Source organism: Streptomyces sp. NPDC059524 (genome assembly GCF_042749255.1).
Classification (GTDB): domain Bacteria; phylum Actinomycetota; class Actinomycetes; order Streptomycetales; family Streptomycetaceae; genus Streptomyces; species Streptomyces xanthii.
Window position 1 is genome coordinate 27120 of sequence record NZ_JBHYTK010000004.1, and the last position, 9838, is coordinate 36957.

The 9838-nt window shown below is 71.7% G+C and carries 10 protein-coding genes; 7 read left to right on the forward strand and 3 right to left on the reverse strand.

Annotated elements, in window-relative coordinates:
* Positions 1 to 132 precede the first annotated feature (132 nt).
* Positions 133 to 948 (reverse strand): SOS response-associated peptidase, encoded by an 816-nt coding sequence (locus tag ACFW9D_RS01630; RefSeq protein ID WP_384616664.1) that lies wholly within the window; start codon positions 946 to 948, stop codon positions 133 to 135.
* A 49-nt stretch (positions 949 to 997) separates the two neighbouring features.
* Between ACFW9D_RS01630 and ACFW9D_RS01635 the strand changes: the two genes are divergently transcribed.
* The 4 genes from ACFW9D_RS01635 to ACFW9D_RS01650 all read left to right on the forward strand — a co-directional run bounded on the left by ACFW9D_RS01635 (position 998) and on the right by ACFW9D_RS01650 (position 4514).
* On the forward strand, positions 998 to 1699 hold the full coding sequence (locus ACFW9D_RS01635) for a M50 family metallopeptidase (protein ID WP_384616665.1): 702 nt from the start codon (positions 998 to 1000) through the stop codon (positions 1697 to 1699).
* Positions 1700 to 1736: 37 nt separating this feature from the next.
* Complete coding sequence (gene aroA, locus ACFW9D_RS01640; protein WP_188336957.1) at positions 1737 to 3068, forward strand: 3-phosphoshikimate 1-carboxyvinyltransferase; 1332 nt, start codon at positions 1737 to 1739, stop codon at positions 3066 to 3068.
* 11 nt (positions 3069 to 3079) lie between these two features.
* A complete protein-coding gene (gene rsgA, locus ACFW9D_RS01645) occupies positions 3080 to 4090 on the forward strand; it encodes a ribosome small subunit-dependent GTPase A (RefSeq protein WP_384616667.1) in 1011 nt (336 codons plus the stop codon).
* Positions 4091 to 4190: 100 nt separating this feature from the next.
* Positions 4191 to 4514: a multidrug efflux SMR transporter gene (locus ACFW9D_RS01650; protein WP_188336959.1), complete on the forward strand. Its 324-nt coding sequence runs from the start codon at positions 4191 to 4193 to the stop codon at positions 4512 to 4514.
* A 19-nt stretch (positions 4515 to 4533) separates the two neighbouring features.
* Here ACFW9D_RS01650 and ACFW9D_RS01655 read toward each other — a convergent pair whose 3' ends face one another.
* Entirely contained in the window at positions 4534 to 5082 is a 549-nt protein-coding gene (locus ACFW9D_RS01655) for a TetR/AcrR family transcriptional regulator (RefSeq protein WP_384616669.1), read from the reverse strand.
* A 171-nt stretch (positions 5083 to 5253) separates the two neighbouring features.
* On the opposite strand from ACFW9D_RS01655, the gene hisN reads away from it, so the two are divergent.
* Both hisN and ACFW9D_RS01665 read left to right on the forward strand, forming a co-directional pair.
* On the forward strand, positions 5254 to 6045 hold the full coding sequence (gene hisN / locus ACFW9D_RS01660; RefSeq protein WP_188336961.1) for a histidinol-phosphatase: 792 nt from the start codon (positions 5254 to 5256) through the stop codon (positions 6043 to 6045).
* Between the two features lie 186 nt (positions 6046 to 6231).
* Complete coding sequence (locus ACFW9D_RS01665) at positions 6232 to 6630, forward strand: cyclic nucleotide-binding/CBS domain-containing protein (protein ID WP_188336962.1); 399 nt, start codon at positions 6232 to 6234, stop codon at positions 6628 to 6630.
* A gap of 197 nt (positions 6631 to 6827) precedes the next feature.
* Here the strand turns inward: ACFW9D_RS01665 and katG are convergent, their stop codons facing one another.
* Positions 6828 to 9041, reverse strand: coding sequence for a catalase/peroxidase HPI (gene katG, locus ACFW9D_RS01670; RefSeq protein WP_384616671.1), 2214 nt, complete (start codon positions 9039 to 9041; stop codon positions 6828 to 6830).
* 136 nt (positions 9042 to 9177) lie between these two features.
* Between katG and ACFW9D_RS01675 the strand changes: the two genes are divergently transcribed.
* On the forward strand, positions 9178 to 9594 hold the full coding sequence (locus ACFW9D_RS01675) for a Fur family transcriptional regulator (protein ID WP_188336964.1): 417 nt from the start codon (positions 9178 to 9180) through the stop codon (positions 9592 to 9594).
* The last annotated feature ends 244 nt before the right edge of the window (positions 9595 to 9838 follow it).

Here is a 9838-nt window from a genome sequence, read left to right on the forward strand (position 1 = left end):
CCCCATTACCGGGGGGGTGGGCGCGGCCACCCCCAATGCCTTCCAGGGGCGCGGGGAACTGCGCGACCAGCCCCCACCGACCCGCACCCGCCGAACAACCGCACCCGGCAGACGAGAAGGCGCGCCCCCGCCTCAGAACAGCGTGCCGACTTCCGGCCCGTCCAGCTCCTTCAGAAGCTCGGGCCCGTTGTTGCGGACGTTGCTGACGGCCGTCGCGACCGGGTACGCGCGCATGAGCCCCTCCGGCGGCGGAGCCAACAGCCCCTGCAACTCCCCCGGATCGGCCCGCGCCGGATCCAGCCACGCATCCCACCGGTCAGGCGTCAGCATCAACGGCATCCGGGGATGGATCTCGGCGAGCGAACGCGGCCCCTCCTCCGGCGCGACCCCCAGCGGAGCGACCTCCGCCTCGGTGGTGATCACCGAGCACGTCACCCACCAGGCCGCCGGATGCGCGTCCGGCAGCGTCCGGTCCCGCCAGAACTCGTACAGCCCGGCCATGGCGAAGACCGACCCGTCGGCCGGCGTCACGAAGTACGGCTGCTTGCGCGCCCGCTTCTTCTTGCCCTCGACCTCCAGGTCGCGCTCGGCGGCCCCGGTCACCCACTCGTAATAGCCGTCGGCGGGCACGATGCAGCGCCGCGCGGCGAAGGCCTGCTTGAAGGACGGCTTCTCGTGCAGCGTCTCCGCGCGGGCGTTGATCATGCGGGCGGCACCCTCGGGCGTCCGGGCCCAGGACGGCACGAGCCCCCACTTCAGCTTGCGCAGCTGGCGAACCGGCCGGCGGTCCGCGGCGTCTTTCAGAGGACGGTCGAGCACCACGTAGACCTCCTTGGTGGGGGCCACGTTGTAGTCGGGCTCGAGAGCCTCCTCCGGCTCCCACCGCTCGATCTCAAAGACTTCTGCGAGATCCTCGGGCCCACGACTGGATGCATACCGTCCGCACATACGTGCCACAGTGCCAGAACGCCGCAGACGAACGGGAGCCGCACCGAACATGGACGCCAGCCTCTGGGACCGGATCACCGGGACCCAGTCCGACCCGCAGGAGTGGGTGGTGATCGCCGCCGGCGTCCTCGCGCTCGTCGCGATCGTCCCGCACGCCGTGTGGCGCCTGTCGCGCAACGCGATCACGATCGCCCACGAGGGCGGCCACGGACTGGTCGCGCTCCTGATGGGCCGCCGCCTCGACGGCATCCGGCTGCACTCGGACACCAGCGGCCTCACGGTCAGCCGGGGCAAGCCGACCGGCCTCGGCATGGTCCTGACGGCGGCCGCGGGCTACACGGCCCCGCCGCTGCTCGGCCTGGGCGGCGCCGCGCTGCTCGGCGAGGGCCACATCACGCTGCTGCTCTGGCTGGCGACGGCCCTGCTGATCGTGATGCTGGTGATGATCAGGAACGCGTACGGGGTGCTCACGGTGGTGGTCACCGGCGGCACGTTCCTGCTGGTGTCCTGGCTGGCGGGCCCGCAGGTGCAGGCGGCGTTCGCGTACGTGGTGGTGTGGTTCCTGCTGCTCGGCGGGGTGCGCCCGGCGTTCGAGCTGCAGTCCAAGCGGCGCCGCGGCGGGGCCGGGGACTCGGACGCGGACCAGCTGGCGCGGCTCACGCACGTGCCGGCGGCGATGTGGTTCTTCTTCTTCCACGCGGTGTCGCTGTGCTCGCTGCTCGGCGGCGGGCGCTGGCTGCTCGGCCTGTGAACAGGTGGGTCCACGCGGGCCCACTAAAGTAAAGGGCATGACGTCGAACCCCGCGCACACCGCCCTGTGGCCCGCCCCTCTCGCGAGCGGAGCCGTCGACGCGACGGTCCAGGTGCCGGGGTCCAAATCCGTCACCAACCGGGCGCTGGTGCTGGCCGCGCTCGCCGCCGAGCCGGGCTGGCTGCGCCGCCCGCTGCGCTCGCGCGACACCGTGCTGATGGCGGGCGCCCTGCGCGCCATGGGCGTCGGCATCGAGGAGGGCGTAGGCCCGGACGGTTCCGGTGAGGCCTGGCGGGTCATCCCCGGCCGCCTCCACGGCCCGGCCACGGTCGACGTGGGCAACGCGGGCACGGTCATGCGCTTCCTGCCCCCGGTCGCCACGCTCGCCGACGGGCCGATCCGCTTCGACGGCGACCCCCGTTCGTACGAGCGCCCGCTGCACGGCGTGATCGACGCGCTGCGCGCCCTCGGCGCCCGGATCGAGGACGAGGGCCGCGGTGCGCTGCCGCTCACCGTGCAGGGCGGCGGGGCGCTCGACGGCGGCACGGTCGAGATCGACGCGTCGTCGTCCTCCCAGTTCGTCTCCGCGCTGCTCCTCTCGGCCCCGCGCTTCAACCAGGGGGTGGAGGTCCGGCACACCGGCTCGACGCTGCCCTCGATGCCGCACATCCGGATGACGGTCGACATGCTGCGCGCGGTCGGCGCCCAGGTCGACACCCCGGAGTCGGGCGGCGAGGCGAACGTGTGGCGGGTCACGCCGGGCGCCCTGCTCGGCCGGGACATCACGATCGAGCCGGACCTGTCGAACGCGCAGCCGTTCCTGGCGGCCGCCCTGATCACCGGCGGCAAGGTCACGATCCCCGACTGGCCGGCGCACACGACGCAGCCCGGCGACGCGCTGCGCGACATCTTCACGCAGATGGGCGGCTCCTGCGAACTGACCGCGCGGGGCCTGGAGTTCACCGGCTCGGGCAAGATCCACGGCATCGACGTGGACCTGGGCGAGGTCGGCGAGCTGACCCCGGGCATCGCGGCGGTCGCCGCGCTGGCCGACGGCCCGTCCACACTGCGCGGCGTCGCGCACCTGCGCCTGCACGAGACGGACCGCCTGGCCGCGCTCACCAAGGAGATCAACGAGCTGGGCGGTGACGTCACCGAGACCGCCGACGGCTTGCACATCCGCCCGCGCCGGCTGCACGGCGGCGTCTTCCACACGTACGACGACCACCGCATGGCGACGGCGGGCGCGATCATCGGCCTGGCCGTGGAAGGGGTGCAGATCGAGAACGTGGCGACGACCGCGAAGACGCTGCCCGACTTCCCCGACATGTGGACCGCCATGCTCGGGTCGGACGGCCTCGGGGCGTAGGGAACACCGCGATGCGCCGCTACGGCAAGCACACCGACGAGGACGACATCCGCCAGCGCCCCAACCGCAAGGGGAACCGGCCGCGGACGAACATCCGGCCCAAGCACGAGGACGCGGCCGAGGGCATGGTCCTCACCGTGGACCGGGGGCGGCTCACCGTCCTCATCGACGACACCCCCGTGACCGCGATGAAGGCCCGTGAGCTGGGCCGCAAGGCCGCGGTCGTCGGGGACCGGGTCGCGGTCGTCGGTGATCTGTCCGGCAAGAAGGACACGCTCGCGCGCATCGTGCGCATCGAGAAGCGCACCTCGGTGCTGCGCCGCACCGCGGACGACGACGACCCGTACGAGCGCGTCGTCGTGGCCAACGCGGACCAGCTCGCCATTGTCACCGCGCTCGCCGACCCCGAGCCGCGCCCGCGCATGATCGACCGCTGTCTCGTGGCGGCGTACGACGGCGGCCTCTCGCCGCTGCTCGTCCTGACCAAGTCCGACCTGGCCCCGCCGGACAAGCTGCTCGACCTGTACGGCGACCTCGACATCCCGTACGTGGTGACGAGCCGCGCCGAGCTGGAGGACGGGACGGCCGTGGCGCGGGTGCGCGAGCAGCTCGACGGGAAGGTGACGGCGTTCGTCGGGCACTCCGGCGTGGGCAAGACGACGCTGGTCAACGCGCTGGTGCCGGACGACCGGCGGCGTACGACGGGTCATGTCAACGCGGTCACGGGCCGCGGCCGGCACACGACGACCTCGGCGCTCGCGCTGCCGCTGTCGGGCGACGCGGGCTGGGTGGTCGACACTCCGGGCGTGCGGTCGTTCGGCCTGCACCATGTGGATCCCTCGCGCGTCATCCACGCCTTCCCGGATCTGGAGTCCGGCACGGAGAACTGCCCGCGCGCGTGCAGCCACGACGAGCCGGACTGCGCGCTCGACGCCTGGGTGGAGGCGGGGCACGCGGATCCCGCGCGGCTGTACTCGCTGCGCCGGCTGCTCGCGACGCGCGAGCGCCGCGAGGGCGACTGACCTCGCCGTTGTTTGCTGCCCGGCCCCACCGGTAAAGGCATAATCCCCGTACGGGATCGATCGCCGTACCGGATCAGCGGGACACGGGAGGAAGACTCACATGGCGTGGCTGCTGGTCATCGTGGCGGGGATCCTGGAGACCGGTTTCGCCGTGTGCCTCAAGCTCTCGCACGGCTTCACGCGGTTGTGGCCGACGGTCGCGTTCGCCTCGTTCGCCCTGGGCAGCTTCGGTCTGCTGACGCTCTCCCTGAAGAAGCTCGACGTGGGGCCCGCGTACGCCGTCTGGACCGGCATCGGCGCGGCGGGCACGGCGATCTACGGGATGGTCTTCCTCGGCGACGTCGTCTCCACGCTCAAGATCGTGTCCATCAGTCTCGTCATCGCGGGGGTCATCGGCCTCCAGCTCTCCGGCTCGGCGCACTGATCCTCCGCCCCGGTCGGCCTCAGGCCGCTCTGGTGCGCAGCAGGCGGGCCAGGTCCGCCTCGCCCGCCGGCGCCACCACCCATGACAGCGCGATCCGCACGGCGAGTTCGCACTCGCCGGCGGGTCTGCCGAGCAGGGCCGCGGCCCGGTCCCGTACGGCGGCCACGAGCTCGGCGGGGCCCGGCAGGGGGCCGTCGGCGCGGCGCTGCGCGGGGACCCCGGAGACGTGCGGCGCGGCGGCGAGGTCGATCGCGGGGAGCCGTTCGCTCCAGCAGCCGGTGAGCACGGCCCGCGTCAGCGGACTGCGCCGGGCCGCCTCGGAGGTCCACGCGGCGAGCGCCTCGAAGCCGCCCTCGCGCAGCGCGCGGTCGGCGCCGGTGAGGTAGAGGTCGGTCTCGCGCCGCACCAGGGCGCGGGCCAGGCCGTCCTTGCTGCCGAACTCGTTGTAGAGGGTCTGGCGCGACACCGAGGCGGCGGCCGCGACGTCCACCATCCGCACCGCCGACCAGGGCCGCCGGCCGAGCGCCGCACCGGCCGCGTCCAACAGTGATTCCCTGGCTGCGGGCATCGTCGCCTCCCCGGGGCCGCCGGGTCCGTACGGTTCGTTTCGCCAGACTTGACGGTCTTGTCCGCTCCGTCAAGGGGTTGCGCCCCATATGTCTGGTACGGACAGGGGGCGAGCGCACGTGCGGGCCGGGCGCTGTGGCCGGGGGTCCACCACGATCGATACTGTGCACTCATGCCCGACTACCTCGATGATCTGCGTCTCGCCCACGTCCTCGCCGACGTCGCCGACGCCGCGACGATGGACCGGTTCAAGGCTCTCGACCTGAAGGTGGAGACCAAGCCGGACATGACGCCGGTGAGCGAGGCCGACAAGGCCGCCGAGGAGCTGATCCGCGGCAACCTCCAGCGGGCCAGGCCGCGCGACGCGGTCCTCGGCGAGGAGTACGGCATCGAGGGCACGGGCCCGCGCCGCTGGGTGATCGACCCGATCGACGGCACCAAGAACTACGTGCGCGGCGTCCCGGTCTGGGCGACGCTGATCTCCCTCATGGAGGCCGGCGAGGGCGGCTACCAGCCGGTCGTCGGCGTCGTGTCGGCTCCCGCGCTCGGGCGCCGCTGGTGGGCGGCGAAGGGCGCGGGCGCGTACACGGGCCGCAGCCTGACCTCGGCGTCCCGGCTGCACGTGTCGAAGGTGGGCCGTATGGCCGACGCCTCGTTCGCGTACTCCTCGCTGTCGGGCTGGGAGGAGCAGGGCCGGCTCAACGGGTTCCTGGACCTGACCCGCACGGTGTGGCGCACGCGCGGCTACGGCGACTTCTGGCCGTACATGATGGTCGCCGAGGGTTCGGTGGACCTGTGCGCGGAGCCGGAGCTCTCCCTGTGGGACATGGCGGCGAACGCGATCATCGTGACCGAGGCGGGCGGCTCGTTCACCGGCCTCGACGGCCGTCCGGGCCCGCACAGCGGCAACGCGGCGGCGTCGAACGGACTGCTCCACGACGAGATGCTCAGCTACCTGCACTGAGCCGGTCCCGCTCCCCGCGCGCCGCAAGTCGCTTCCCGCGCCCCCTTGTTGACTCCCCCTTTACCTGCCACATTGAGAGTCCCCCCACTTGTGAACTTGTGAATCGCTTCTCTTTGCCGCTCCGGTCACCGCCGGCAGCGGCAGGGCGGTGCCACAGGTGGCTCACACAGGAAGGCGGCTCTCTTCATGCTCGTCCGTGACGCCATGAGCACGATGGTCCTCACCATCGGCCCCACTCACACCCTGCGCCAGGCGGCCCGGCTGATGTCCGCGCGCCGCGTCGGCGCCGCCGTGGTCCTCGACCCCGACGGCTGCGGCATCGGCATCCTCACCGAGCGCGACGTCCTCAACTCCCTCGGCCTCGACCAGAATCCCGATCACGAGACCGCGGGCACCCACACCACCACCGACGTCGTCTTCGCCACCCCGGCGTGGACCCTGGAGGACGCCGCCCAGGCGATGGCGCACGGCGGCTTCCGGCATCTGATCGTGCTCGACGGGCGCGAGCCGGTCGGCATCGTCTCCGTCCGCGACATCATCCGCGCCTGGGCCCCGGCCCGGCGCCTGGCTCACGACCTCGCCTGACGCCGTACGCCCCTGCGCGACGGCACTACGGCCCGACAGCACGCACGACAAAGAGGGCCGGCTCCCCGTGGGGAACCGGCCCTCCCGTCTCTCGGCGGGCGCCCGGGGGTTCAGCCGCGAAGGGCCATGACCGCGGCCTTCACCGGGCGCCTGCCGAAGCGTTCACCCCCGTGGGGGCGGCGGCACGGAGGCGGCGATCAGACCTCGAACCGGTCCAGGTCCATGACCTTGGTCCAGGCCGCGGCGAAGTCCTTCACGAACTTCTCCTTGGCGTCGTCGCTCGCGTAGACCTCGGCGACGGCACGCAGCTCCGAGTTGGAACCGAAGACCAGGTCGGCGCGGGTGCCGGTCCACTTGACCGCACCGGAGGCGTCGCGGCCCTCGAACTCGTCCTGCGCCTCGGACGTGGACTTCCACTGGGTGTCGAGGTCGAGCAGGTTGACGAAGAAGTCGTTCGTCAGCGTGCCCGGGCGCTCCGTGAGGACGCCGTGCTTCGACTGGCCGTGGTTGGTCCCCAGGACGCGCAGGCCGCCGACGAGGACGGTCAGCTCGGGGGCGCTCAGGGTGAGCAGGTTCGCCTTGTCGAGCAGCAGGAACTCGGCGGGCAGGCGGTTGCCCTTGCCCACGTAGTTGCGGAAGCCGTCGGCGGAGGGCTCGAGCGCGGAGAAGGACTCCACGTCCGTCTGCTCCTGCGTCGCGTCGACACGGCCCGGCGTGAAGCCGACCTCGACCTCGACGCCGCCGTCCTTGGCCGCCTTCTCGACGGCCGCGGTGCCCGCGAGCACGATCAGGTCGGCCAGGGAGACCTGCTTGCCGCCCTTGGCGTTGAACGCCTGCTGGATGCCCTCGAGCTTGCTGAGGACCTGGGACAGCTCGTCCGGGTTGTTGACCTCCCAGTTGCGCTGCGGCTCCAGGCGGATACGGGCGCCGTTGGCACCGCCGCGCTTGTCGCTGCCGCGGAAGGAGGACGCCGAGGCCCAGGCGGTGGAGACCAGCTGCGCGACCGAGAGGCCGGAGCCGAGCACGTCCTCCTTGAGCGCGGCGATCTCGGCGGCGCCGAGCAGCTCGCCCTCGCGCGCCGGGAGCGGGTCCTGCCACAGCAGCACCTCGGAGGGGACCTCCGGGCCCAGGTAGCGGACGACCGGGCCCATGTCACGGTGCGTCAGCTTGTACCAGGCGCGGGCGAAGGCGTCCGCGAACTCCTCCGGGTTCTCGTAGAAGCGGCGCGAGATCGGCCCGTAGATCGGGTCGAAGCGCAGCGAGAGGTCCGTGGTGAGCATCGTCGGGAGGTGCTTCTTCGACGGGTCGAAGGCGTCCGGGACGGTCGCCTCGGCGTCCTTGGCCACCCACTGGTTGGCACCGGCCGGGCTCTGGGTGAGCTCGTACTCGTACTCGAAGAGGTTCTTGAAGAACCCGTTGCTCCACTGGGTCGGGGTGGTGGTCCAGGTGACCTCCAGGCCGGACGTGATCGCGTCCTTGCCGACACCCGTGCCGTAGCTGCTCTTCCAGCCGAGGCCCAGCTGCTCCATGGGAGCGGCCTCGGGGTCGGCGGCCACCGCGTCGGCCGGGCCGGCGCCGTGGGTCTTGCCGAAGGTGTGACCACCGGCGATCAGGGCGACGGTCTCCTCGTCGTTCATCGCCATACGGCGGAACGTCTCGCGGATGTCGCGGGCGGCGGCGATCGGGTCCGGGTTCCCGTTCGGCCCCTCGGGGTTCACGTAGATGAGACCCATCTGGACCGCGGCGAGCGGGTTCTCCAGCTCACGGTCGCCCGTGTAGCGCTCGTCGCCGAGCCACTCGGTCTCGGGGCCCCAGTAGACGTCCTCGTCCGGCTCCCACTCGTCCACGCGGCCGCCGGCGAAGCCGAAGGTCTTGAAGCCCATCGTCTCCAGCGCCACGTTGCCCGTGAGGATCATGAGGTCGGCCCACGAGATGGACTTGCCGTACTTCTTCTTGACCGGCCACAGCAGACGGCGGGCCTTGTCCAGGGACGCGTTGTCCGGCCAGCTGTTCAGGGGCGCGAAGCGCTGCTGACCGGCACCGGCGCCGCCGCGGCCGTCGCTGATGCGGTACGTGCCGGCGCTGTGCCAGGCCATACGGATCATCAGCGGGCCGTAGTTGCCGAAGTCGGCCGGCCACCAGTCCTGGGAGGTGGTGAGCACCTCGGCGATGTCCCGCTTGACGGCCGGGAGGTCGAGGGCCTTGAAGGCCTCCGCGTAGTCGAAGTCCTCACCCAGCGGGTTCGCCACCGCGGGGTTCTTCGCGAGGATCTTCAGATTGAGCCGCTCCGGCCACCACTGGCGGTTTCCGCCGCCCTGGGTCGGGTGGGCCGCTCGCCCGTGCGCAACGGGGCAACCACCCGTGCCCTCCGCTTTCGGGTCGGTGACGATCGCTTCATGGTTCTCGGACATTGCGGGCCCTTCCGGAGTTGTCCTGTCGCTTGGCCTGAGCCGAGCTTGATCCTACAATGGACAATGTCTAAGTCAAGCAATACTCCAAGGTTACGCCCGTTCGGGACCTGGTCCCCCGACTGTTAGGCTGGTCTACATGAGTGACCTGTTGGAACGACTGCGCGGACGCGGCTGGCGGATGACCGCGCAGCGGCGCGTCGTGGCCGAGGTCCTCGACGGGGATCACGTGCACCTGACCGCCGACGAGGTGCACTCGCGCGCCGTCGCCAAGCTGCCCGAGATCTCGCGTGCCACGGTCTATAACACCCTGGGTGAGATGGTTTCGCTCGGCGAGGTCATCGAGGTCGCCACGGACAAGCGCGCGAAGCGCTACGACCCGAACGCGCACCGCCCGCATCAGCACCTGGTCTGCGCCCAGTGCGGCCAGATCCGCGACGTCCACCCCAGCGGGAACCCGCTGACCGACCTCCCCGACTCGGAGCGCTTCGGCTTCACGATCTCGGACGTGGAGGTCACATACAGGGGCCTGTGCCCGTCCTGCGCGACGGCGTAACGCAACCCGCCACAGACCGAAGAGGGCCCGCACCAACAGGTGCGGGCCCTTTTTGACGCCCTTCACGAGGGGCACGGGGCCGCACCCGTCAGCGACTCCACCGCGGGGCGCGACCAGCTCACCCCCTGAGGCCGCACGAAGTGCGCCTTCAGGGGCGCGGGGCTGTACCCGATCAGCGGCTCCGCCGCGGGGCGCGACCATCAGACCCCTGAGGCCGCACGAAGTGCGCCTCCAGGGGCGCGGG